Annotated in this window: 23 protein-coding genes and 2 pseudogenes; 11 read left to right on the top strand and 14 right to left on the bottom strand. The window is 68.4% G+C overall.

Annotated features, from left to right (window positions below):
* Nucleotides 1–43 precede the first annotated feature (43 nt).
* The 7 genes and pseudogenes from ABZ016_RS24750 to ABZ016_RS24720 all read right to left on the bottom strand — a co-directional run bounded on the left by ABZ016_RS24750 (nucleotide 44) and on the right by ABZ016_RS24720 (nucleotide 5,945).
* On the bottom strand, nucleotides 44–247 hold the full coding sequence (locus tag ABZ016_RS24750; protein ID WP_356918852.1) for a hypothetical protein: 204 nt from the start codon (nucleotides 245–247) through the stop codon (nucleotides 44–46).
* 24 nt (nucleotides 248–271) lie between these two features.
* On the bottom strand, nucleotides 272–604 hold the full coding sequence (locus ABZ016_RS24745) for a hypothetical protein (protein WP_356918851.1): 333 nt from the start codon (nucleotides 602–604) through the stop codon (nucleotides 272–274).
* A 247-nt stretch (nucleotides 605–851) separates the two neighbouring features.
* Nucleotides 852–1,810 (bottom strand): annotated as a pseudogene (locus ABZ016_RS24740) (IS30 family transposase); the annotation flags it as partial.
* Nucleotides 1,811–2,235: 425 nt separating this feature from the next.
* Nucleotides 2,236–2,868 carry a hypothetical protein gene (locus tag ABZ016_RS24735; protein ID WP_356918850.1) on the bottom strand — a complete coding sequence of 211 codons (633 nt, stop codon included), beginning with the start codon at nucleotides 2,866–2,868 and terminating at the stop codon, nucleotides 2,236–2,238.
* Nucleotides 2,861–3,421: a sigma-70 family RNA polymerase sigma factor gene (locus ABZ016_RS24730; protein WP_356918848.1), complete on the bottom strand. Its 561-nt coding sequence runs from the start codon at nucleotides 3,419–3,421 to the stop codon at nucleotides 2,861–2,863. Before ABZ016_RS24730 ends, ABZ016_RS24735 begins: the two co-directional genes overlap by 8 nt.
* A 4-nt stretch (nucleotides 3,422–3,425) precedes the next feature.
* Nucleotides 3,426–3,668, bottom strand: a complete 243-nt coding sequence (locus tag ABZ016_RS24725; protein WP_356918847.1) for a hypothetical protein — start codon at nucleotides 3,666–3,668, stop codon at nucleotides 3,426–3,428.
* 1,449 nt (nucleotides 3,669–5,117) lie between these two features.
* The gene (locus ABZ016_RS24720; protein WP_356918846.1) at nucleotides 5,118–5,945 is read right to left on the bottom strand and encodes an alpha/beta hydrolase; all 828 of its coding nucleotides are present in this window, start codon (nucleotides 5,943–5,945) and stop codon (nucleotides 5,118–5,120) included.
* A gap of 520 nt (nucleotides 5,946–6,465) precedes the next feature.
* Here ABZ016_RS24720 and ABZ016_RS24715 point away from each other — a divergent pair.
* A pseudogene (locus ABZ016_RS24715) lies at nucleotides 6,466–7,428 on the top strand (alpha/beta hydrolase).
* Between the two features lie 86 nt (nucleotides 7,429–7,514).
* Nucleotides 7,515–7,949, top strand: coding sequence for a hypothetical protein (locus ABZ016_RS24710; protein ID WP_356918845.1), 435 nt, complete (start codon nucleotides 7,515–7,517; stop codon nucleotides 7,947–7,949).
* 149 nt (nucleotides 7,950–8,098) lie between these two features.
* On the opposite strand, the gene ABZ016_RS24705 is transcribed toward ABZ016_RS24710, so the two are convergent.
* Both ABZ016_RS24705 and ABZ016_RS24700 read right to left on the bottom strand, forming a co-directional pair.
* Nucleotides 8,099–8,878 (bottom strand): hypothetical protein, encoded by a 780-nt coding sequence (locus ABZ016_RS24705; RefSeq protein ID WP_356918844.1) that lies wholly within the window; start codon nucleotides 8,876–8,878, stop codon nucleotides 8,099–8,101.
* Between the two features lie 429 nt (nucleotides 8,879–9,307).
* Nucleotides 9,308–9,931 (bottom strand): TetR/AcrR family transcriptional regulator, encoded by a 624-nt coding sequence (locus tag ABZ016_RS24700; RefSeq protein WP_356918843.1) that lies wholly within the window; start codon nucleotides 9,929–9,931, stop codon nucleotides 9,308–9,310.
* 167 nt (nucleotides 9,932–10,098) lie between these two features.
* Between ABZ016_RS24700 and ABZ016_RS24695 the strand changes: the two genes are divergently transcribed.
* From ABZ016_RS24695 to ABZ016_RS24675, 5 genes are all read left to right on the top strand, one after another.
* Nucleotides 10,099–10,911, top strand: a complete 813-nt coding sequence (locus ABZ016_RS24695; protein ID WP_356918842.1) for an oxidoreductase — start codon at nucleotides 10,099–10,101, stop codon at nucleotides 10,909–10,911.
* 108 nt (nucleotides 10,912–11,019) lie between these two features.
* Entirely contained in the window at nucleotides 11,020–11,859 is an 840-nt protein-coding gene (locus tag ABZ016_RS24690) for an alpha/beta fold hydrolase (RefSeq protein WP_356918841.1), read from the top strand.
* A 29-nt stretch (nucleotides 11,860–11,888) separates the two neighbouring features.
* Entirely contained in the window at nucleotides 11,889–13,565 is a 1,677-nt protein-coding gene (locus ABZ016_RS24685) for an FAD-dependent oxidoreductase (RefSeq protein ID WP_356918840.1), read from the top strand.
* Nucleotides 13,562–15,046 carry an ATP-binding protein gene (locus ABZ016_RS24680; protein WP_356918838.1) on the top strand — a complete coding sequence of 495 codons (1,485 nt, stop codon included), beginning with the start codon at nucleotides 13,562–13,564 and terminating at the stop codon, nucleotides 15,044–15,046. The genes ABZ016_RS24685 and ABZ016_RS24680 overlap by 4 nt, the downstream gene beginning before the upstream one ends.
* Nucleotides 15,043–15,393: a UBP-type zinc finger domain-containing protein gene (locus ABZ016_RS24675; protein ID WP_356918837.1), complete on the top strand. Its 351-nt coding sequence runs from the start codon at nucleotides 15,043–15,045 to the stop codon at nucleotides 15,391–15,393. Before ABZ016_RS24680 ends, ABZ016_RS24675 begins: the two co-directional genes overlap by 4 nt.
* Nucleotides 15,394–15,507: 114 nt before the next feature.
* Here ABZ016_RS24675 and ABZ016_RS24670 read toward each other — a convergent pair whose 3' ends face one another.
* Nucleotides 15,508–15,693 (bottom strand): hypothetical protein, encoded by a 186-nt coding sequence (locus ABZ016_RS24670; RefSeq protein ID WP_356918835.1) that lies wholly within the window; start codon nucleotides 15,691–15,693, stop codon nucleotides 15,508–15,510.
* Nucleotides 15,694–15,762: 69 nt separating this feature from the next.
* Nucleotides 15,763–15,894, bottom strand: a complete 132-nt coding sequence (locus ABZ016_RS24665; RefSeq protein WP_356918834.1) for a hypothetical protein — start codon at nucleotides 15,892–15,894, stop codon at nucleotides 15,763–15,765.
* Nucleotides 15,895–16,159: 265 nt separating this feature from the next.
* On the opposite strand from ABZ016_RS24665, the gene ABZ016_RS24660 reads away from it, so the two are divergent.
* The 3 genes from ABZ016_RS24660 (at nucleotide 16,160) to ABZ016_RS24650 (ending at nucleotide 18,934) form a co-directional block, all read left to right on the top strand.
* Nucleotides 16,160–16,282 (top strand): hypothetical protein, encoded by a 123-nt coding sequence (locus ABZ016_RS24660; protein WP_356918833.1) that lies wholly within the window; start codon nucleotides 16,160–16,162, stop codon nucleotides 16,280–16,282.
* A gap of 67 nt (nucleotides 16,283–16,349) precedes the next feature.
* Nucleotides 16,350–17,369, top strand: a complete 1,020-nt coding sequence (locus ABZ016_RS24655) for an NAD(P)/FAD-dependent oxidoreductase (RefSeq protein WP_356918832.1) — start codon at nucleotides 16,350–16,352, stop codon at nucleotides 17,367–17,369.
* Between the two features lie 65 nt (nucleotides 17,370–17,434).
* Nucleotides 17,435–18,934 (top strand): MFS transporter, encoded by a 1,500-nt coding sequence (locus ABZ016_RS24650; RefSeq protein WP_356918831.1) that lies wholly within the window; start codon nucleotides 17,435–17,437, stop codon nucleotides 18,932–18,934.
* Nucleotides 18,935–19,707: 773 nt separating this feature from the next.
* Here the strand turns inward: ABZ016_RS24650 and ABZ016_RS24645 are convergent.
* From ABZ016_RS24645 to ABZ016_RS24635, 3 genes are all read right to left on the bottom strand, one after another.
* Nucleotides 19,708–19,911, bottom strand: coding sequence for a hypothetical protein (locus tag ABZ016_RS24645; protein WP_356918830.1), 204 nt, complete (start codon nucleotides 19,909–19,911; stop codon nucleotides 19,708–19,710).
* Nucleotides 19,912–20,028: 117 nt separating this feature from the next.
* Nucleotides 20,029–20,340: a hypothetical protein gene (locus ABZ016_RS24640; protein WP_356918829.1), complete on the bottom strand. Its 312-nt coding sequence runs from the start codon at nucleotides 20,338–20,340 to the stop codon at nucleotides 20,029–20,031.
* 221 nt (nucleotides 20,341–20,561) lie between these two features.
* A complete protein-coding gene (locus ABZ016_RS24635; RefSeq protein WP_356918828.1) occupies nucleotides 20,562–21,068 on the bottom strand; it encodes a hypothetical protein in 507 nt (168 codons plus the stop codon).
* A gap of 224 nt (nucleotides 21,069–21,292) precedes the next feature.
* Between ABZ016_RS24635 and ABZ016_RS24630 the strand changes: the two genes are divergently transcribed.
* Nucleotides 21,293–23,443 carry an MMPL family transporter gene (locus ABZ016_RS24630; RefSeq protein WP_356918827.1) on the top strand — a complete coding sequence of 717 codons (2,151 nt, stop codon included), beginning with the start codon at nucleotides 21,293–21,295 and terminating at the stop codon, nucleotides 23,441–23,443.
* Nucleotides 23,444–23,562: the final 119 nt, after the last annotated feature.

The raw sequence follows: 23,562 nt of genomic DNA, 5'->3' as shown, positions 1-23,562 counted from the left end.
ACGCTCGGAGCAGCGGCCGTTGCTGGAGGGGAGAGGGGGCGAGTCATCGGTCGCTGTTGCGCTTCTTCAGGGCCAGGTTCTCGTGGTAGAGGGTCGCGGTCACCGTCGCGAGGGCGGCGAGCTTGCCGTTGAGCTGCGTGATCTCGGCTCTCGCCTTACGAAGCTGCCTGCGGAGCTCGGTGTTCATCTCGTCCCGGGCGACCTCGCCAGGGTGCGGAGGACGGGTCGGGCGACCTTGGCGTTCCACTCGGCGAGGATGTCGGACCTGCGACTACTCGCCCGTCTGATGGAATTCCCGAGGGTCTGCGTACCCGCCGCTGACCGCGGTGCGCATGTGCCCGTACTGAATGGCCAGCGCCACCAGGCCGCCCGGGCGGCGCGTGATGTGCCAGGTCAGGGTCCGGCGGAACCGGGCCAGACCGATCGCGCCATGCGGATCGTCGGGGATGACCTCGCCCTCCCGTCCCAGGCGCCGGGCCAGGCCGGAGGCCCATGCGACGAAGGCCTCGATGCGCGAGCGCAGCCCCGAATACCGCAAGGAGGCCGTGCTGGGCGTGGGGGCGTTCACGCAGGTGTACGTGGCCGCGTCGAACAGCCTCGGCACTCCTGACTATGGCGGCTCGCGCCATCTTGGATCTCAGCAGGCGGGAACCGCCGCCGTGGTGCGGTGGTTCCGCTTCCTGCGGTAGGCAGGCCGGCCACTGGGTGTTCCAGCGTCGGAGGCATCACGATCACTCGCCCGGGTGCAGAATCACCGGTGCACGCCCCTCGGGCGTGAGGGCGCCCAGGGGGCATCGGAACACGTGGCCGTGTTGGTCAAGCTGCGAGCAGTTTATGCAGGCGCTCGGCTGGGTTTCCCAGCCGAGCGTTTTGCGCGGACGGCCGTTGAGTTCGGCGGCGACGGCGTCCAGGTCCTCGCGGGTGTGGACGGACAGGTCAGTGTTTTTGGGGAAGTACTGCCGCAACAGGCCATTGGTGTTCTCGTTGGAGCCGCGCTGCCAGGGGCTGGCCGGGGCGCAGAAGTAGACAGGGATGTCGGTCGCGACGGTGAACTCGTGATGGCGTCCCATTTCGCTGCCCTGGTCCCAAGTCAGGGACCGCTTCAGATGGGCCGGCAGCGTCTGGACTGTCTCAACCAGGGCGTCGCGGACCAGCTCGGTGCCACGGCCGTCAGGCAGGTGCAGGAGCATCACGTGGCGGGTGGAACGGTTGACCAGCGTGCCGATGGCGGAGGCGCCGTCCTTGCCGATGATCAGGTCGCCTTCCCAGTGGCCGGGCACGGCCCGGTCCTCGGCCTCTCTGCGGGGCGTTCACTGATCATCACCATGGGGTCGCGGAAACGGAGCTGACGCTGCTGGGCCTGCCGTCGGGGCTGGCGCCGTGCCCGTCCGGTCCGCAGTGCCTTGGCGAGGTCACGGCGCAACTCGCCCCGGCCCTGGACGTAGAGGGCCTGGTAGACGGTCTCATGGACCACGTGCATCTCCGGCCGGTCGGGAAAGCGGGCGCGCAGGGCCCGGCAGATCTGCTCCGGGCTCCACCGTAGGTCCAGACGGTCCTGGAGGAAGGCACGCAGCTCAGGGTTCTGACCGATCTTTCCGGGCTTGGGACGGGGGCGGCGCGCATCGGCCCGGGCCCGGGCGGCGTGTGGACTGTAGTGCCACTGACCGCGGGTCCCCACCGTCCGGTTCCGCCGTATCTCCCTGCTGATGGTGGACGGGCTACGGCCCAGTTCAGCGGCCATCGCCCGGATGGTGACCTTCTCCCGCAGCCGGTCGGCGATGTAGATCCGCTCGTCCTCCTGCAGATACCGGGACGAGCCGGAAGGTTGCACCGCTGGTCGAACCGGTGGTGCCACCTTCTGCTTGCGGTCGGCATTGCGACCGTCGCGCCATCGTCGGCCGGTCTTCGGGTTGATGCCAACGACCTGGCATGCCTTGTTGTTGCTCAGGCCTTGCTGCATGAGCTGGAAGTATGCCTCCCGCTCACGCAGCAGCTTCTTGCGTCCTTGAGCTACGGTCCGCAACTCCCGGATCTTGAAGTCCATCGCATCCCCTGAACTGGGGTGTTGCGACGACCACCAGAACGGAAGGATGCTGCTGGGGGTGCGGGCCTTTTCGCGTTTCAGGATATTTGTCGCCGTTATCGGGCGCGGCACCGCACGTCCGGCAGGGGATGCGGCGGGCGGTGCGGGCACCGGGCCTCCCCACGACCGGGGCAGCTCTCGATCTCGTGTTGTCAGTTCTCGATGGAGATACTTTCGTGCGCGTCATCGAACATGCGGGCCACCACACTCGCGAGAGCTTTGAGCTGCGCGACCAATGCATCGATGAGCCTTGCGGTCGAGGCATCGATCCAGCCGTGGCCGGTTCGCAGGGGTTCTGCGGCAAGATCTTCCAGAACCTTCAGGTATCCCTCGGCCTCGGCGAGAAGCTTCTTGGCCTCATTGCGCGTTACAGACCGTTCCTCCAGACCAAGCGTCAGTTCTTCCATAACGTCGGCACAGTCGGTGCAGGCCACTGCACCGTCCACCGGCATGCCTGGCGACGTCCGTACCTCCTCCAAACCCACGAGGAAGTCATCGACCAGCTCGATCGCCGGGTAGGGGTTCTCCTCGACGGACAGAGTCTCGACTTCGCGCGCCCTGGGGGCGTCCAGGGGATGTGTGGATGGTGTCGTCGCTTGGCCGGCTCCGCCTTCGATCTCTGCCAGCGGACCGGTATGCATGGTTGCCAGAGCTCGCAGGCCCGCATCGGTGTCCAGGGTCCTGGTCATCGTGGCCCGCAGTTCATCGCGGTTGATGACCAGCAGGGCGTCGAGCAGGTCCTCGGGAGTGTGGCTCTCGCCCACGCGGGGTGTGTGGTCAAGCATGTGCAACCCCCTTGTCGAGGCCGAGGAGGGCGATCAGGTCTTTGCGGGCTCGGCAAATGTTCTGCCGCACGGCTGCGGGCGTCATGCCGAGCATCTGAGCGATCTCGTTGTAGTCGAAGCCATCGAGATACCAGGCCATGACAGTGCGTCGGCCGGGCGAGAGCTGATGTAGCGCGTCCACGATCCGCTGCTGAGTGTCGGTGAGCACCACTTCAGTGACCGGGCAGGTCCCACCTGTGCGGTCGGGCACCGGGTCCGTCGGGGACGTACGGGAGTCGTTCTGACGCCAGTAGCAGCGCTGCGCAGTCACGCGAAGCCAGGCTCCGACGTGTTCCAGGGTGCGCCACTGGTCGGGCAGGAGCTTGGCGATGGCTTCGTGGGCGGCGTCGGCGGCTTCGTAGGGCGTGGCGCCTTGGTGCATCAGGAAGACCGACACGGCCCGCATCTCGCTGATGTAGAAGGCCTCGAAGTCCTCGCGTCGTGCGGCCGGTTGGCCCAGTACCACTTGACGGTGCTGGGCGTCGGTCCCGGCCGCCACCGGGGGCTCGGTCACGGAGTCATACCTCCTGGTTCCCGGCGGCCGGGTGACTGCTGCCGACGGTGATGTCAACCTCACGATCGGCGCTCTTCTCCGTCAGTCGGCTGCCGGGCGGCAAGGAGCGAATGCGCTCTGACAAACCTTGCTGTTCGAGTTCCGTGCGACGCACCTCTGCGCGGGCTTTGATCCACTGGTAGCCGAGGCGCAGCAGGTATCCCCCGGCTGCCGCCCCCGCCGTGACTGCGATCGTCACCGGACCCATGAGTGCTCCACCGTTCAGACGGCGCCCGCTGCGCCGTGTCTGCTCCCTTAAGCAGAAAGCATGCCGATGTGTGACAGGGCAAAGCGTAGACCGCTCCTTGTTGCTGGGGCCGGACGCTCGGGAGCCGCTTCGTCTGCCATGCCGAATCGACGGCGCTGCATCTGCCTTGCTGCGGGAGGGCCGAGGTCGTGCTCCGACAGCGGCCGGCTGCTGATACGCCGTAATAGGGAGGGCGCTTTCTGCATCGTGATGCACGCCGGGTTCCGTGACACGGCGGGAGTGCGCACCACGAACGTGAGGGCAGTGCAGGTCTGGCTATTACCCCGAAATAGCTCCCAGGCAGACGCGAGTGGCTCCTGATGGCCCTCTTCCGCTGTCCCTAGCGAAACCCTCACGCACCCCCTCCACAGCTGCTCACCGCGGGCAGAGGAGCCCCCCATTCGCTCATGCCTAACTGAAGTTGAGGATGAGGGAGCGGCGCGACGAACGGCGAGGACGCTAATGGGGCGCGGGCAGGTCAGCGCCCATATGTACTGGTCAAGGCCACGGATCCAGCCTGACATAAGCGCGAACTGGAAGGCCGTGAGGACGTGCGCCAGGCCGTCAGGGAGTTGCAGGCTGCTCCAGCCGACATTCCAACGGACCACCCCGCGCCGCCTGGAGCCCGGGCGCGCATCGCGCCCCTTCGCCAAGCCTTTCTTGATGCGGCCAGGCAGGCGATTCACTGATTCCGGGCCCAGTGGCGCGCGTCATCCGGCTCAGCCGATGCTCTGACCAGCGCGATCAATCTTCGATGACACAAGCTCGCGCCCGTCAATCTCCGATGGCACGCGCTCAAGGTTAGGCCGTCTCGGCAGTGATGGAGCTGAGCAGTGGGCGCCCGGGGGCGAGTTCCGCTTAGCGGGTCGCTTGGCGCCCGCGACAGGCAGCACGAATGGGGTCATGCGACGCCGGCTGGCACCTGGCGCGCAGTCAGCAGCTAGGCCAGCGCGTCGGTCTCTGCCTCGGGCCGGCCAATGGCAGCCAGGCGGCGGCCGTGGGTGAGCGATGTACCAGATGCATAGCCCCTCTCACGGCGGCGTGGCCTGGAGGGGGACGTCGGCGGGGGAGAAGTCGGTGCGGGGCGGTGCAGCCGGCTGACCCCGTCACGGGACGGCGGCTTCGGAGGTGTCGGTGCCATGACGTCCGGAGCAGCCGCCCATCTCCGGCCCAGTTCAACCGGACAGGGGCGCAGCCCTTGCAGTGGTTGCCGGGAAGCTTGGCGGGCCCCCGGCACATGTGCACGGTGTTGTGTCACCCGGTCCACGATCCGGGCGCTGACAGGGACACGCAGCCCGAACCCTCGCCGTGCATCCGGTCGCACGCGGTCGCCGGCTAAGACCGGGTAACTCGGTGCGCGCCAACAGGGTTGGCGACAAGGCGTCGTGGGTTGCCGCGGTCGGCGGTTTGTCAGCCCTGCGGGGTTCGGGCGTGGCTGGTTGCCCATTCGAGCGCATAATCGGCCACCTGTTCCCAGCCGGGCTCGACACCGTTGAAGTGTGAGCGGTCCGGGAACTCGTAGGTCTCGGTCAGCGCCTCGGAGTTGCGGTACTTCTTCGCGTTTGAGCGGATCACCGAGGGCGGCATCAGGTGGTCCTTGCCGCCCATGATGAACAGCAGCGGCGCCCGGTCATCCAGGTCGTAGTCGACCCAGGTCTCCTGGTGGCCCGGCTTCCAGTTGGCTATCAGGCCGTAGGCCCACACCCAGCTGCCGGGCGCCGGGATGTGGAGGAGGTCGTACGCCGCGTCGGACTCCTCCCGGCTGCACGTGTTGGCGAACGCGTAGTGGAACTGCTCCCGGGTGAAGCCCACCGCGCGGTGCCGGTTGGCCGGGTTGGCGAGGACCGGGAACAGGGACTTGATCTGGGACGGCGGGTTCACCCTCACGCCCTCGGGTGGCGCCGAGTCGATCGTCACGGCGGCGGCGCCCAACCCTCGGTTGACCAGGAGCTGGGTGAAGGTCCCGCCGAAGGAGTGGCCCATGATGATCGGCGGACGGTCCAGCCTCTCGACCACGTCGCTGAGATGGTCGAGGGTTTCGGGGACGGATGCTGCGGCGATGATCTCGGGCTTTTCGCGCAGCGCCTCCACCTCGATCTCGAACCCTGGGTATGTCGGTACGATCACCTCGTAGCCCTTCGCCCGGTAGTACTGCGCCCAGCGATCCCAGCTTCTGGCGGTCATCCAAAGCCCGTGGATCAGCACGATCGGTGGGGCATTGGTCGTCGACTCGCTCATGATGCTCCTTCCGATTGCGGGCTGTAACAATCGTCGAACTCGAACAGCGGTCGTACAACCGCAGCGATGAAGTGGCGGCCCACCGGCGCACGCTCTGCAACGCCGCCCCATACGGTGGCCGCCGATCGCTTCCGAGACTTCCTGGCTCTCCGCACATCGACACGACGGACGCCCAGTGTCGCGAAGGTCGGTTACGGTGCGTGTCGCTGGGTCCGCGGCAGATGCGGGCGAAACAGAACCGATCCCAGACCGCACGACGTGGACCTGGACCGTTGTTGCCAACCAGTCGCTTCGACCACGAGGCGTACCCAGGCTGAGCCCGTGAGTGAGGCAGATCCGCGGAAGGGGCCGTCTGGTGAATGGCGGCCGGAAGACTCGCATCCGATGATTTGCCCGTGATCGCGACCGAGGCGCCTGACCGATCAGTGGTGGTACGGACATGGTTGTGCGACTGCACAGATGCGATCAAGACTGGAAGGGGCAACGCTGTTGCTTGTGGCAATGCTGCGCTGCCTGCCCAGTGGCGGGAACGCATTTGGAGCCCGCAGCCCAACAGTTCGCAGATGCCACCTCCCAGCCGCCGTTCTTGTACGAACTGGGGCCCGAGAAGGCCCGCAGGGTGCTGGACGACCTTCAAGCGGAACCGATCGAGAAGCTCGATGCCGACTCGGAGTGGATCACCGTTCCTGCCGATGTCGGTGATGTACGTGTCCGCATCATCCGGCCATGAGGCGCCGCGCCGCCCCTCCCAGTGATTCTCTACATGCACGGCGGTGGATGGATTCTGGGCAACGCCGACACCCATGATCGACTGGTGCGTGAGCTCGCGGACGGGGCGCAGGCTGCGGTCGTGTTCGTCGAGTACACCCGCTCTCCCGAGGCGCACTACCCGGTGGCGATCGAGCAGGGTTACGCCACCGCGCAGTGGATCGTCCGGGAAGGCGCTGCCCATGGCCTCGATCCGGACCGCATGGCGGTGGCGGGCGACTCGGTCGGCGGAAACATGACGGCTGCTCTCGCCCTGATGGCCAAGGAGCGCGGCGACGTCCGCTTCGTGCATCAGTCCATGTACTACCCAGTCACCGACGCCGGCATGAACACCAAGTCCTACGCCGATCTCGCCACCGGCTACTTCCTCACCGCCAAGGCCATGGAGTGGTTCTGGAACGCCTACGTTCCCGACCGCGCGCAGCGCAGCGAGATCACCGCCTCTCCCCTGAAGGCCGACCTCGATCAGCTCGCCGACCTCCCACCGGCCTTCCTCCTTGTCGACGAGGCAGATGTGCTACGCGACGAGGGCGAGGCGTACGCGGCCAAGCTCCGCGCGGCGGGCGTCGACATCACCACGGTCCGTTACGACGGCATCACCCACGACTTCATGATGCTCAACCCCCTCAGCGACACCCATGCCACCCGTGCGGCCGTTGCCCAGGCCGTCGCAGTGCTGGGCGACGCGCTGAGAAGTGGTGTCGCTCCGCCCTGATCTGTGACGTTCCGTGACTCGGTCGGTGCTTCGTAGGCCCGACGGTCGTTCTGGCAGGAGCCAACTGCCCACTTGGGAGGCTCGGCATGGCATCCGATTCCATCTGGCGATCCGCAGCGCGGCAGTTGCCGCTCAGGCTCCCCGTCGGCACGTTCTTCCTCAACTCCGCGCTGTCGAAACGCGGCGCGGATCAGGCCACCGCTGAGGGACTGCAGCAGTTCGCCACCACCGCCTACCCCTTCCTCGGCAAACTCGATGCCCAGCAGTTCGTCCGGTTGCTCTCTGCCGGAGAGGCCGCCGCTGCCGCCGCGTTGCTCTTGCCGGTGGTCCCTGCCGCAGTTGCCGGAGCCGCGCTGACCGCGTTCTCTGCCGGCACGCTCGGGCTGTACCTGCGCGCGCCGGGCATGCGCAAGGAGGGCAGCCTGCGACCCACTCAGCAGGGAACCGCGCTGGCCAAGGACGTCTGGACGCTGGGCATCGGAATCTCCCTCATCGTCGAGGGCTTCAGCGATCACCGCTAGTAACGAGGCGCATACGGTCTGATGTTGTGACTGCATAGGTTCGCCAGGTTGCGTGAGGCGCCGGCTTCGGAGAGGGCGTCCGTCCCAGCTGATAGCCAGCTTCCCGCCCGCCGGCAGGATGAGGCGGAACCGCTCGTCGTCCACGTCACTCACCTTCCCACCCGCCCTAGTTCCTCAAGGAACTGCGTCGGCGGCGCGCGCAGCGTCGGCGGCGTGGCGAGGAAGCACTCGCGGCATCGGTCCAGCCAGCGGGTCCCATGGTCCGGGTCGTGGATGACGCCGCTGGTGCGCGACGGCCGGCCGCAGGCCGAGCAGGGCGGCTCCTGCTGCATCCGTGCCCAAGTCTGGGCGAAGCGGGGCGCGGGAGGGGCAGAGGTGAGGGAGGCCGGGGCTACGCCCAGCCTTGCGGGCGGCCTCCTCCCAACTAAGCGCTGCGCGGCCGGACCCGGACGTCTTCTTGGCCGCGGCCTTCTTCGTGGTCTTCTTCGCCGACGTCTTCTTGGCCGGCTGCTTCTTCGCGGCCTTCTGCCTCGGCACTCGTGCACGTCGGCGTCCTCGCCGCGCGAGGCCCTGGCCTGCTGCACGGACTCGTTCAGGGCCGCCATCAGGTCGACGATCTGCCCCGGCTGCGACTCAGGCTCCTCCACCTGCGATGGCTCGCGGTGCTCCCGCTTCGCCTCGATGATCTGCGAGAGCGCCTCGGTGCAGGCGTCCTGGAACTCGTCTCCCTCAAGGTCCTCACGGGTCATGCTGTCCAATGGCTCCAGCGCACCGTCGATCCCGTCATCGCTCAGCTCGACCGGCTCCGGCACGAGCTCAGCGGGGTCACGAATCTCGTCGGGCCAGCGCATCGCGTGCAGCACGATCGCCTCCTCGCGCACCCGCAGCAGGCCCAGCCACTCGCGGCCGGACCACGCGTACTTGGCCACGGCGGCCTTCGCAGACCGCTTGAGGGCCTCGCGGAGTACTGGCGAACGTGGTTATGCGAACCTGCGGAATGGTTGAGCGTTCGGTGAGGCTGCCGAGCGGACCCGACCGCGGTCAAGGCCAGTCGGGGTGTGACACCGGTAGGAGTCCGTGATCGATTGGTCGGAGTTTCTGTAGCTGCCATGTGCCTCCAGGCGGCGGCTGAAGTACCACCGTCTGCAGGCGGCGAGGCGTTCGGCGACTGACCGTGAAGTTCAAGCCCGGCGACACCGCGCATGCGGTGGAGCAACTCGACTGGATGCGGGCGCAGTTCTTCGCCAACCGCCCAGACGACCGCCCGGCGGCGGGCAAACCTTCGGGCCGTGCCTGCGCGGCGGCGAAGTGGGCCGACCGCATCAGATGCCTGTGCAACGAGGCCGGCCGTGCCGTTGTCAGCGGTGGCGCGGGCGAGGCAGCAAGGCGAACGCGCTCTCCGCAATCGAGGTCAGGCGGGCGGGACTGTGGCCGGCCGCGCCTACGACATCGATTCCGCGGATGACGGTCAGCAGAAGGTACGCAAGGTCGTCGGGGTCCGCGTCGGGGTCGATGTCCCCGTTGCGCTGCGCCGCTCGCACACACTCGGCCACGGCCGTCGCGACCGCGGAGAAGCAGTCTTTGGCCAGGCGTTCCACCTCGGGGTCGGAGGCGCCGATCTCCAGGGCCATCTTGGCGGCGAAGCAGGCCGACGCCGCCCGGTCAGGGGCGGGGGGTACGTCGGCGGCGAGTGGCACTCCGTGGACGGCGCGGAGCAAGTACGCGTGCAGTCGTTCCAGGGCGCCCTCGTCCGGTCCGGCGAGCGCCTTCGGCGCAAAGTGCCCCAGCCGGGCGAAGTAGTCGGCCATCGCCTGCAGCAGCACGCCGTGCTTGCCGTCGAACGCGGCATAGAGGCTGCCGCGGCCCAGACCGGTGGCGGCGCTGATGTCGTCGACGCTCGTGCCGTTGTAGCCCGAGGTGCGGAACTGCCGCTCGGCGGCATGGAGGACGTGGTCGGGGTCGAAGCTTCGTGGTCTCGCCATACACAGAAGGTAAAGCCGACCCGCCCTTCTTGACAACTCAGTACAGAACCGCCTAGGTTTCCGACTATTCAGTACACAACCTTCCTGGGCTTGCCGGACCGGCTTGGTCCGGGCTTGCAGGACCAGTGCGGACCGTGTCGGTCATGGCCACAACCGAAGGAACCACCATGCAGACAGCTTCCCCAGTGGCCCTCGTGCCGGGCGCCTCCTCCGGGATCGGGCGGGCGGCAGCGCTCGCTCTCGTGGGTGCCGGCTTCGCGGTGGTCGGCACGAGCCGCAACGCGGCGAACGCCGAGCCGCTCGCCGGGGTGACGTTCCTCGATCTCGACGTGGCCAGCGACGAGTCGGTCCGCTCGCTGGTCGGGGAGGTGCTCGATCGGTTCGGCCGGATCGACGTCCTGGTCAACAACGCAGGCGTGGGCGCGGTCGGCGCCGGAGAGGAGAGCTCGATCGACCAGGCCAAGGAGGTCTTCGACATCAACGTCTTCGGCCTGATTCGGATGACAAACGCAGTGATGCCCCACATGCGCGCCCAGGCAAGTGGCCGCGTGGTCAACGTCTCCTCGGTACTCGGTCTGATCCCAGCCCCCTTCATGGCCGTCTACGCCGCCACCAAGCATGCGGTCGAGGGCTACTCCGAGTCCGTCGACCACGAGCTTCGTGAGCACGGCGTCCGGGTGCTGGTCGAGCCGGCCTACACAAGCACGAGTTTCGAGGCGAGCAGCATGGCACCCGACTCGCCCCTGCCGATCTACGCCGCACAGCGGGAGGTCTCCCGAGACGTGCTGGCCACGGCCGTGCGCAACGCCGACCACCCGGACGTTGTCGCGAAGGTGATCGTCGCGGCCGCCACCGATTCCAAGCCCAAGCTCCGGTACACCGCCGGCCCGATGGCCAAGCGCGTCAGCGCCCTGCGCCGGATCGTGCCCTCGCGCGCCTTCGACAGACAAGTCCGCAAGCTCAACCGACTGGCCGGCTGACCCCGCAGTACACCCGGCGCCCGAGGAGACGCACATGTCCAAAACCAGAGACACCGAAGCCGGCATCAGCATCTGTCGTCCGACCGCGCTTGGAAAAGGCTGACGCACATGGAGTTCGAACACGTCACCTTCGACCTGCCACGCGGCACCCTTCACGCGCTGCAGGGTGGTGATCCCGATGGTCAACCGACGCTCGTCCTGCACGGCTTCCCGGACCATCCGCCGACCGCGAAGCCCTTCCTCGCCGAGCTCGGCCGCCGCGGACGTCACGTCGTCGCACCCTGGCTTCGCGGTTACGCGCCGTCCCCGACCGCGGGGCCGTTCGACTTCGCATCCCTCACCAGCGACGTGCTCGCGCTGGTCGACCGCTGGTCTCCGGGGCGAGCCGTGGAGTTGGTCGGCCACGACTGGGGCGCCCTGCTCACCTACGATGCCTGCGTCACCGCGCCGGAGCGGATCGAACGCGCGGTCACGCTCGCAATCCCCCACCCACTCACGTTCCTGAGGCCGCGCCCCGCTCAGCTACGCCGGAGCTGGTACATGGGGCTCTTTCAACTGCCGGGAAGCGGCTGGATGGCCACCGCCCGCGATCTCGCCCTCATCGACCACCTCTGGCGTCAGTGGTCGCCCAGCCTCTCGCTCGATCCAGCTCTCCAGGCGGAGCTGCACGAGCACCTGCGGGCGAGCATGCCCGCGCCTCTGAAGTACTACCGGCAGATGCTGCGACCCGGCATGCTGGGGGTGACGCGCCGCCTGTCTCAGCCGATCACGGTGCCCCTGCTGCAGCTCCACGGTGCCGACGACGGCGGCATCCTCCCCCCGCAGGTCGACGACCGACATCGGTTCGCCGCCCCGCACGCGCTGGAGATCTTCCCCGACGCCGGTCACTTCCTGCACATCGAGGCCCCCGAGGCGATCGCGGAAAGGATCGCGGCATGGACCGAGTAGCGGATCACATCACTCGGGGTGGGAGAGGTATGGCACAGACCGCGGACGCTGCGCGGACCGTCATCATGACCGTGGACGACGATCCCGGGGTGTCCCGGGCCGTCGCCCGTGACCTGCGGCGGCGCTACGGCGGGTCGTACCGTATCGTGCGCGCGGAGTCCGGCGAGTCCGCGCTGGAGGCGCTGCGGGAGCTGAAGCTGCGCGGTGATCTGGTCGCGGTGATCCTGGCCGACTACCGGATGCCCCAGATGAACGGCATCGAGTTCCTCGAACAGGCGCTGGACGTGTATCCAGGCGCCCGGCGCGTGCTGCTGACCGCGTACGCGGACACGAACGCGGCGATCGACGCGATCAACGTCGTCGACCTCGACCACTACCTCCTCAAGCCGTGGGACCCGCCGGAGGAGAAGCTCTACCCGGTGCTCGACGACCTGCTGGAGGCGTGGCGGTGCAGTGACTTCCGGCCGGTGCCCGCCACCAAGGTGATCGGACACCGCTGGTCGGCCCGCTCGTCGGCCGTACGGGAGTTCCTGGCCCGCAACCAGGTGCCGTACCGCTGGTACTCCTCGGACGAGCCCGAGGGGCAGCGGTTGCTGGCTGCGGCGGGCCAGGACGGGCAGCGGCTGCCGGTGGTGATCACCCCAGACGGCGATCCCCTGGTCGAGCCAGAGGCGCCCGACCTCGCCGCCCGCGTGGGCCTCGCCACGACCCCGACCGCCGACTTCTACGACCTCGTCGTCATCGGCGGCGGCCCCGCCGGGCTCGGCGCGGCCGTGTACGGGGCCTCGGAGGGCCTGCGTACGGTGCTCGTGGAGCGGTCGGCGACCGGCGGGCAGGCCGGGCAGAGCTCGCGGATCGAGAACTACCTGGGCTTCCCTGACGGCGTGTCCGGCGGGCAGCTCACCGACCGGGCTCGTCGGCAGGCGACGAAGTTCGGGGCCGAGATCCTCACCGCCCGTGAGGTGGCGGGCCTGGAGGTCAACGGCGCGGCCCGCACCGTGCGGTTCTCGGACGGGTCGGCGGTCGCCGCGCACAGCGTCATCCTGGCGACCGGTGTGTCCTACCGGCAGCTGGAGGCGCCGGGTGCCGACGAGTTGTCGGGCCGCGGGGTGTTCTACGGGTCCGCGCTCACCGAGGCCGCCGCCTGCCAGGGCCACGACGTGTACATCGTCGGCGGCGCCAACTCCGCCGGGCAAGCCGCCATGTACCTGTCCAGGGGCGCCAAGTCGGTCACCCTGCTGGTGCGCGGAGCGGACCTCACCGCGTCGATGTCGCACTACCTGATCCAGCAGATCGCCGAGTCGCCGAACATCTCGGTACGGGCCCACACGGTCGTCGAGGCCGCGCACGGCGACGGCCACCTGGAACAGCTGACCCTGCGCGACACGACGAGCGGGCAGACCGAACTCGTCGACGTGCAGTGGGTGTTCGTGTTCATCGGCGCGGCCCCGCTGACCGACTGGCTGGACGGCACGGTGCTGCGGGACGAGCGCGGGTTCATCCTCGCCGGGCCCGATCTGACCGCCGACGGGCGGCCACCGGCCAACTGGGAGCTGGACCGGCCGCCGTACCACCTGGAGACCAACATCCCCGGCGTGTTCGTCGCCGGGGACGCGCGCGCGGAGTCCGCCAAGCGGGTCGCGTCCGCCGTCGGAGAGGGAGCCATGGCCGTGATGCTCGTACACCGGTATCTGGAGCAGTCGTGAGCGGGCGGCTGATGCCGTGCAGCGCGGCGGAGATCAGCTCGCTGTTCCTCTTCGAGAAGCTCAGCGCCGAGCAGCTCGACAGGCTGTGCAGCGAGGGACGGCTCGAACTGTTCGACCCCGGGCCGGTGTTCACCGAAGGCGACCCGGCGACCGACTTCTACGTGATGATCGAGGGCACGCTCGTCATGTCGCGCCGGGTGGGCAGCGACGACATCGAGGTGAGCCGCACGTCCCAGCCAGGGGTGTACGCGGGGGCCGTGATGGCGTACCTCTGGGACGGAAAACCGCAGCGGTACATGAACTCGGTGCGGGTATCGGAGCCGACACGGTTCTTCGTCCTGCCCGCCGAATCGTTCGCGAACTTCATCCACGAGTGGTTTCCGATGGCGGTCCATCTCCTGGAGGGGCTCACCCTCGGTTCGCAGACCTTTCAGCGGGCCGTCGGGCAGCGCGAACGGCTGCTGGCGCTGGGCTCGTTGTCCGCAGGCCTCACCCATGAGCTCAACAACCCCGCCGCGGCGGCCGCACGGGCCACCTCGTCGCTCAGGGACCGGGTCGCGCACATGCGCAACAAGCTCGGCGTCATCGCCTCGGGCCCCTACCACCGCGACGCCCTGAAGGCCCTGGTCGACCTCCAGGAGCGTACGGCCGAGCGGGTCTCCAAGGCGCCGGCACTGAGCCCGCTCGAAGCCTCCGACCGGGAGGACGAACTCGCCGACTGGCTCGACGACCACGGTGTCCCAAACGGCTGGCAGATCGCGCCGACCTTCGTGCAGGGCGGTCTCGACGTCGACTGGCTGGAGCAGATCGCGGCGGCCGTCGGCGAGCAGGCAATCCTGCAGAGTGCCTTCGAGTGCCTCAACTACACGGTCGAGGCCGAGCTGTTGATGTCCGAGATCGAGGACTCCACCACCCGAATCTCGCACCTCGTCGACGCCGCCAAGCAGTACTCGCAACTGGACCGCGCGCCCTACCAGGTCGCCGACGTGCACGAACTCCTCGACAGCACGCTGCTGATGCTGTCGGGCAAGATCGGTCCACAGGTCAAGGTCGTGAAGGAGTACGACCGTTCGGTGCCGAGCATTCCGGCCTACCCGGCCGAACTGAACCAGGTGTGGACCAACCTGATCGACAACGCGGTCTCCGCCATCAAGGGCGCGGGCGGCGAAGGGACCTTGACCGTACGCACCGCTCTGGTGCACGACCGGCTGCTGGTGGAGTTCCGCGATACGGGCCCGGGAGTGCCGGCCGAGATCCGCGGCCGGATCTTCGACCCGTTCTTCACCACCAAGCCGGTGGGCGAGGGCACGGGGCTGGGGCTCGACATCTCCTGGCGGATCGTCGTCAACAAGCACCACGGTGACCTGAAAGTCGAGTCCGTACCCGGCGACACCCGCTTCCAGGTGCTGCTTCCCCTCACCGCCACCGACCCCGACACCGAGCCCGATACCGTCCCCGCCCCGGTCCAGGAGCCCTCATGACCAAGGACACCGGAATCGACCCCAGCGGCCCGCCCAGCGGTGCCGGATGCGTCGAGTGCGACGCCGACGGCGGCTGGTGGTTAAATCTGCGGCGCTGCGCCCAGTGCGGTCACATCGGCTGCTGCGACGACTCACCCGCCAAGCACGCCACCGGCCACTTCCGGGACACCGGCCATCCGGTGATCCGCAGTTACGAGCCGGGCGAGGCCTGGTTTTGGAACTTCGAGACGTCCGAGCTCTACGAGTCCGGTCCGGCCCTGGCTCCCCCGGCCGCCCACCCTGCCGACCAGCCCACGCCGGGACCGGCGGGGCGTGTGCCGGCGGACTGGGCGGACACGCTGCGCTGAGCCTGGCCGACCAGAGCTGTCAGTGGTGGATCAGGATTCATCTGTGCCGCAGAACCTGTTCGGCACTCCCGTCAGAACCGTGAGGTGAACGCTGCTCGTCGATGACGGCGACCATCAACCGTTGCGGGGGTCGAGCTCCCCGACGAAGAGAGTTGTGGCCGTCTTCCGGATCGCCACGTCCTCGCGTAGCCGACGGTTCTCCGAACGCAGCCGGCGGATCTCCTCGTTCTCCTCGATCGTGACCCCGGGCGCCTCGCCGCCGTCATTCTCGGCCTGGACGCCCCAGCGCCACAACGACATCTGCCTACACCGACCTGCTTGGACACTGTCAGCACCGCCGCGGTATTTGGTCGGGTACTCGGCACGGTGCTACAGCACCAGCCGGACGGCTCGGGCCCTCAGCTCGGGATCCACCTTCTTCGGCCCGCGCAGGCGGCGTTCACGTACATCACCCACCGCCACGACGTGCCCCGCCCTGATCGGCGCCTTGCTGCTGGCCAAGCCCGTGATCACTCAGAAGCCCAAACTCGACATTCCGGGCATCGTCGTGGTGAGCGAGGGCCCACCTGTCGTACTTGACAATCCAGTACAGAACCGCCTAGGTTTCTGACTGTCCAGTACACAACCCTCCTGAGCTCACCGGACAGGCTGCGTGCACGCCTGGCGCGATCGAGGGCAACCCATGCCTTTGAACTCCTCCGCGCCGCCCGGTGTTTCGATGCCTTCCGGGCCGACAAGGCCCGGTCCGATCCTCGCGATCCTGGCTATGGCGAGTTTGATCGCCGTACGGGATCTGTACATCACGAACATCCCGAGCAAACCGGGGCCGGACTCTCCACAACAGCCCAAGACGGTCGCCGACCACTTCCTGGGCTTTCTGAACAGCTGACCCCCTCCAACCACCCAGAACTCGAAGGGCTGACCGAACCATGACTGACAAGGAAAGGCAGGAGGTCATGGCTGTGACGACTCCTCCGTACGCGAGCGACGCACTGGCCGAGGGGACCGTCGACTCGGCGGTGATCGGCGGGGGCGCCGCGGGGCTGAACGGTGCACTGATCCTCGCCCGCTCCCGCCGCTCGGTCGTCGTGATCGACAGCGGCTCCCCGCGCAACGCGCCCGCGGAGGCCGTGCACGGCCTCATCGCCCTGGACGGCACCCCGCCGTCCGAGATCCTTCGACGGGGCCGGGAGCAGGTGCGCCAGTACGGCGGACGCGTCGTGTTCGGCGAGGTGGTCTCGGCCGAGCCTGCCGCCGCGTCGGCGGACGGGGACCTGCGGTTCACCGTCACCCTGGCCGACGGCCGCAGCATCACCGCCCGCCGCATCCTGGTGGCCACCGGCCTCACGGACGTGCTGCCGGAGGTGCCCGGGCTCGCCGAGCACTGGGGACACAGTGTGGTGCACTGCCCGTACTGCCACGGCTGGGAGGTGCGCGACGAGCCCATCGGTATCCTCGCCACCGGCCCCGCCTCCGTCGGCCACGCGTTTCTGTTCCGTCAGCTGACCGAGGACCTGACCTACTTCACCCACGGCACTGACCTGGACGAGGACAGCCGCGCCCGCTTCGCCGCCCGCGGCATCCGCATCATCGACACCCCGGTCACCGAGGTCGTCAACGACGCCGACGGCGCCCTCGCCGGGGTGCGCCTGGCCGACGGCCAGGTCGTGGCCCGCCGCGTCCTCGCGGTCGGCCCGCAGATGCAGGCCCGCACCCAGGGCCTGGAAGGTCTGAACCTGCCGGTGCAGGACCTGCCGAACATGGGCCACGCTTTCGCCTCCGGTGCGGCCGGCACCACCGAGGTGCCGGGTGTGTGGGTGGCCGGCAACGTCACCGATCCGGTCGCCCAGGTCGGGGCCTCCGCAGCGGCCGGTGCACTGGCCGGCGCCGAAATCAACAAGACGCTGGCCATCGCGGACACCGACGCGGCCCTCCAGGAGATCGCCGAGGGAAGCCCCGAAGCGGCCACACGATGATCTCGAAGCCCTGAGATCTCAGTTTCCAGACGGTTTTCAATCATGCCCAGCAAGCAAGGGAAACAATGAGTATCAGCATCGACCGCGGGGCGCCCGCCTCCGGAAAGAAAGACTCGGGCCTTCGCGGCTCACATGCCGTGCGCTGGTGGGTGCTGGTCGTCATAGGCACGGCACAGCTCATGGTCATGCTTGATGCGACCGTCGTGAACATCGCGCTGCCCGAGGCGCAGCAGGACCTCGGCTTCAGTGACGGCAGTCGGCAGTGGGTCATCACGGGTTACGCGCTGGCGTTCGGCAGCCTGCTGCTGCTCGGCGGCCGGCTCGGTGACCTGTTGGGCCGACGTACCCTCTTCGTGATCGGCTTGGCAGGTTTCGGGGCCGCGTCCGTCGTCGGCGGCGCGGCCTCCAGCTTCGAGATCCTCGTCGCGGCACGCGTGGCCCAAGGCCTCTTCGCCGCGCTGCTCGCGCCCGCGGCACTCTCCCTGCTCAGCGTGACCTTCACCGAACCGTCTGAAAGGGCGAAGGCCTTCGGTGTCTTCAGTGCGTTGGGTGGTGCGGGCGGCGCGATCGGGCTGCTGGTCGGCGGCATGCTCACCGAATGGGCGTCGTGGCGGTGGGTGTTGTACGTGAACGTCGCCTTCGCGGCCCCCGCCCTGATCGGTGCATTGCTGCTGCTGGCCAAGCCCGTGATCACCAAGAAGCCCAAACTCGATACTCCGGGCATCGTCGTGGTGAGCGCCGCGCTGTTCGCCGTCGTCTACGGGTTCGCGCACGTCGAGTCCACCAGCTGGACCGACCCGGTCGCCCTCGGCTCCATGATCGTCGGCGCGGTGCTGCTCGCGGTGTTCGTCTGGCTGGAGACCAGGGTCGCGCATCCGCTGCTGCCGCTGCGAGTCGTGCTGGACCGGACCCGCGGTGGTTCGTTCACCGCGGTGTTCGTCATCGGCATGGGGATGTTCTCGATCTTCCTGTTCCTGACCTACTACTTCGCGGCCGGCCTCGGCTACTCGCCGATCAAGACCGGTCTGGCGTACCTGCCGATGGTCGCGGCCGTCGTCGCTTCGTCGACCACGATGCCTTCGCTGGTGCTGCCCAGGGTCGGCCCGAAGATCGTCGTCAGCGCCGGCTTCCTGGTCGCCGCAGCCGGTATGGCCCTGCTGAGCCGGCTCGAGCTGGACAGCACCTACGCCACCCACATCATGCCCGGCCTGATCCTGCTGGGCCTCGGCCTCGGCGCGGTGATGACCACCGCGTTCCAGGGGGCGACCTCAGGCCTGCACCACGAGGACGCGGGCGTCGCCTCGGCGCTGATCAACACCGGTCAGCAGGTGGGCGGTTCGATCAGTACGGCGCTACTGACCACCGTTGCCTCGTCGGCCGCGGCCGACTACCTGTCTTCGCACAAGCCCAGCGCGCTGGCCGCGGCGCAGGCCGGGGTCGAGGGCTACACGGCCACCCTGGCGTGGGGCTCCGGGTTCTTCGTGGTCGGTGCGGTGATCGCGGCGTTCCTGATTCCGAATCGGGCTCTGGAGCCGTCCGAGGGCGAGCCCGTGATGGCCCACTGAGTGGTGGACACGCCGTCACTGCGCGCCCGGCACTTCGAGAAGCAACTGGGCTGGCAGGAGATGTTGGTCCCGGAGCTCGCACGGCGACTGGGGGCCGACCCCGGCCGGCCGGCGAGGGAACTGCGACAAGTACTGGCCGCCGTGGGCAGGGACGGCATGTTGCGTCGGGGGTTCACCCCACTGGGCGATCGGTGAGCTGGCGGGCCTGGCCCTCGCCGGGGGGTCCCGCGATCCGTCAGTGCGGGAACCCCCGGCCGACTGGGGTCAGGGGACGGGGTTGATGGTGATGTCGGTGCCGGGGCACTCGGCGGCGCCGAGGGCCAGCGTGTCCTGCTCGACCGGGTCCACGGTCAGACCCCACTGGAGTTTCACAGCCGTGCAGTTGGCGAGGTAGTGGCAGCGTTCGGCGGGTTCTCGGGCACGAGCCAGGTGGCCGGGTCCTGGTCGTCCTTCCGGTTGGAGCGGGCGCTGACGGCTTCGAGGTGGCGTGGGTCGTCGAGGTTGCTGGCGTAGGTGACGCGGCGCTGCCGGATCCAGGCGGAGGCGCCGGAGGCCCAGGCTGGAGGATCGTGCCCGAGGACGTGTGCTGAACGCAGAAGCCGGCGAGGGGATACGGAGCGCGGGCCCAGGTCGGCCGGCTACAGCACTGCGCGTCTGCAGCCGGATCACGCCCTGGTTGGGGACCTGTTAAGCGGCCGGATGTGCCGGAGCCCCGGCGGAGAAAGGGAACCTTCCGCCGGGGCTCGGTAGGTGGGCGCCTATGGTCCGTCGCCCTAGTCCTCTTCGTCGTAGAAGCTCGGTAGGACGTCCGTGTCCATGCCGTACTTGCCGAAGAGGTCGGCCAGGGCTCTGGTCATGGCGTCCAGGCCGCCTTCACGGACGATCATGAGGTCGGGGATGTGGACGTACAGACCGCCGGCGTACCCGCCGGTGGTGGAGCAGCGGTCCATCACCTCGACGATCTTCCGGGGGGTCATGAGGGTGACGGTCCAACTCTTGCCCCCCGGGGGCGCGGATGATCGCGTCGATATCCTCGACCGTTTCGGCGTCATCCTCCAGAGCGAGTATGAATGTGACGGAGAAGTCGGCCGTCTCTACGACAACCAGAGGATCATGAGCCATAAATCTTCATCAACTCCGCGATGACCTTCGACTCGTGCTTCTTTGTCGGACTTTCCGACGATCTCCCAGCCGCCGTCGACCAGACGGAAGAACAGACGTGCGCGCTCGTGGCCCCGAAGGTACCGGATGCCGCCTGACAGCCCGGAGGAGCCTTTCCCCGGCTGGTCGTTGCCGTCCATCAGCTTGTTGATCAGAGCGTTCATCTCACGCTGGACGGCCTGGTTCTTGGTGGACTCCTCGGCGAGCTTGGCGAGCCTGCTGTTCTTGCCGAGCGCCGAGGTCACGCAGATCTTCGGCTTGTCGGCGGAGACGGCAGCGGGGACGGCCTTTCGGAGGCACCGTGGAACGTGGCCCGTGGGGTGGCGGCGCCTTGGGCGATCGGCAAGAGGCACGCGACGGCGCTCTCACCCTTCTTGACCCGGTCCGCGACCGTACGGAGCCGGTCCAGGGGGTCCTTGGCCCTGTCCAGGCCCTGCCAGTAGGAGTGGATGCCGTTGCCGACCCGCTAGATCGCCTTGGCGACCGCCGGAACCTTGGTGGTGGCCTTCGCCGCCGCCTGGGCAACGGCGTACGAGGCCTTAGCGACCTGCACCGACTGCTGCGCGTGCAACAGCCCCCGCCCTCGGGGCGTCTTGGCAGCGTCCGCAATGGCGTACGCGCTGTTCTGCGCGGTGTCGGCCGTGCTGGACGCCGTCTTGGCAGCGGCCACCGCCTTGTTGGCCAGGACGAGCTGGTCGGCGGCCCGCTTCTGTGCGTTGGTCAGATCGGTCTTGGCCTGGGTGAAGACGGCGGCCTTGGGCCGGTGGATGTTGTCCTTGGGCTCGGCGGCCCAGTACTTCTGCCAGAGCAGGATCTGCTCGGCCAGCCACGCCTGCCCGATGGACTCGATCATCGCCTCGGTGGCCTTGCGGGCCTCGGCGGAGGCGGTCACCTCAGCGGCCATGATGTCGGCGCGGGGCTTGGCCTGGGCCGCGTACTCCTGCTCCCACTCCGCGTAGGCGGTGGCCGTCATCGAGGCGAGGACGCGGCGGGGGTCGACGGGGTTCCAGCTGTCGCAGTTGGCCCAGGAGACCTACTCACAGGACATCGTTGATCAACATCACCATCTGCACTGGGCGCCGGTTATCACATGCACTGGGCGCCGGTTACTTCACAGGCTCTAACGGTGGTCTCAGGTTCGCTCGTTAGGAAGTTGGCGTCAGATGAGCGATGTAACCCGTGTGTAGGAGGCTAGTGATGGCAGTCGACGCAGCGCCGTCCGGGCGAGCGCCGGCCGGTTGGTTGGCAGGCCGCTGGGTGCCGTGGTTGGTGATTGGCTTGTGGTTGGTGCTGGCGGTGTTCATGGTGCCGCTGAGTGGAAAGTTGAGTTCGGTCACCACCGACAGCGCCGTAGACACCCTGCCGGCCAGTGCCGAGTCCACCAAGGTGGCGGTTCTGGAGGACAGTCTCCCCGAGGGTGACGACAACGAGTTCGTCTTCGTGTACCACCGCGCCGGCGGCATGACCGACGCCGACCGCGCGACGGTCGAGCGCCACTACAACACCCTTGCCAAGCGGTACCCGCCGAAGGCGAGGGCGGCGGCCGGCGAGGACGACGAGGGCTCACCGACGAGCCCCTCCACCGACCGCAAGGCGATGATGTTCACCCTCGAGGTGAGCACGACCTACGGCGCACCGGAGGACATCGTCGGCCCGTTACGTGACGCCGCGAAGGACCGCCCCGCCGGCCTGGAACTCGACGTGACCGGCCCGGGCGCGATCGACGGCGACATGGACGCCGTCTTCGACGGCATCGACGTGCAGGTCCTCCTCACCACCATCGTCGTCGTCACGCTCCTGCTCATCCTCACCTACCGCAGCCCGGTGTTGTGGATCATCCCGCTGGTGGCCGTTGGCGCGGCCGCACTGACCTCGATGGGGACCGTCTACCTGCTCGTCAAGGGCTTCGGCATCGTGGTCAACGACCAGAACTCGGCGCTGCTGACGATCCTGGTGTTCGGCGTCGGCACGGACTATGCGCTGTTACTGATCGCTCGATATCGGGAGGCACTGCACCACCATGAGAACGTTCGGGTTGCGATGGTCCATGCGCTGCGCAGCGCGGCGCCGGCCATCGTCGCGTCCGCGGCCACCGTGGTCGCCGGCCTGCTCTGCCTGCTCGTCGCGGACCTGAACAGCACCAGCGGGTTGGGCCCGATCGGCGCGGCCGGCATCCTGTGCGCGCTGGTGGCCATGCTGACGCTGTTCCCGGCGGTGCTCGTGGTGCTCGGCAGGCGGATCTTCTGGCCGGCCATTCCGCGGTTCAGCACGGCCGTGGAGCAGAAGCCGGGGCTGTGGGGGCGGCTTGGCGCCGCCATCAGCCGCCGCCGGTGGGTGGCGGCGCTCGGCTCGCTCGGGGTCCTCGGCGTGCTCGCCATCGGGCTGGCGGGCAACACCGGCAACCTGCGGGAGCAGGACCAGTTCCTGACCGCGCCGGAGTCGGTCACCGGCTTCACGGTTCTGCGCCAGCACTTCCCGGAGCTCGGCGGCCAGCCGATGACGATCTTCACGCGGCCGGCGCACCAGGAGCGGGTGCTCGACATCGTCAAGGACACTCGCGGTGTGGCCCTGGCCATCCCGGAGCAGACCAGCGGTGGCTGGGCCAGCATCTCCGTGTTCCCGACGGACGCGCCGGACACCGTCGCAGAGTACGACACGATCAAGCGGGTGCGCACCGCCGTGCACGCGGTGAGCGGGGCGGAGGCGATCGTCGGCGGGCCGAGCGCGGAGAACCTCGACACCGAGGTGACCACCAGCCGCGACGAGAAGCTGGTGATCCCGCTGGTGCTCGCCGTCGTCCTGATCGTCCTGGGGCTGCTGCTGCGCGCGATCCTGGCCCCGCTGGTCCTGATGGCCACCGTGATCGTCTCATTCGCGGCGGCCTTCGGCGGCAGCATGTTCGTCTTCGACACGATCCTCGGGTTCAAGGGCGTCGACTATTCGGTGCCGCTGCTGGCATTCCTGTTCCTGGTGGCGCTCGGCGTCGACTACAACATCTTCCTGGCCAGCCGGGCCCGGGAGGAGAGCGTGCGCCTCGGCACCAGAGAGGGCATGCTCAAAGCCCTCTCCGCTACCGGTGGCGTCATCACCTCGGCAGGCCTGGTCCTGGCGGCCACGTTCGCGGTCCTCGCCACACTTCCGCTGGTGATGCTGATCGAGGTCGGGTTCCTGGTCGCCTTCGGCGTGCTGCTCGACGCCCTGCTGGTGCGGTCGGTCCTGGTGCCCGCACTCACCCTGCTGATCGGCCGGCGGATCTGGTGGCCGAGCCGACTGTCCCGGCCGGCGGCGGAGCTGCCGGACGGTCAACAGCCGCTCGCCGACGACGAGGAGCCCGCGCTGCAACGGTGAGCGCGGCGGCACGGACGAGATCCGGGACGGGGAGCAGGGCCCGTCCCGGATCTTTTCATGGGCCCGACGGTCGCCGCCCTTTGGCCCTGCGCCACGCGCCGGGGCTGGGGCCGGCGCAC

Source organism: Streptomyces sp. NPDC006372 (genome assembly GCF_040612515.1).
Taxonomy (GTDB): Bacteria; Actinomycetota; Actinomycetes; order Streptomycetales; family Streptomycetaceae; genus Streptomyces.
Note: the sequence above shows the minus strand (reverse complement) of the source record. Positions and strands in the feature narration are given on the sequence as shown.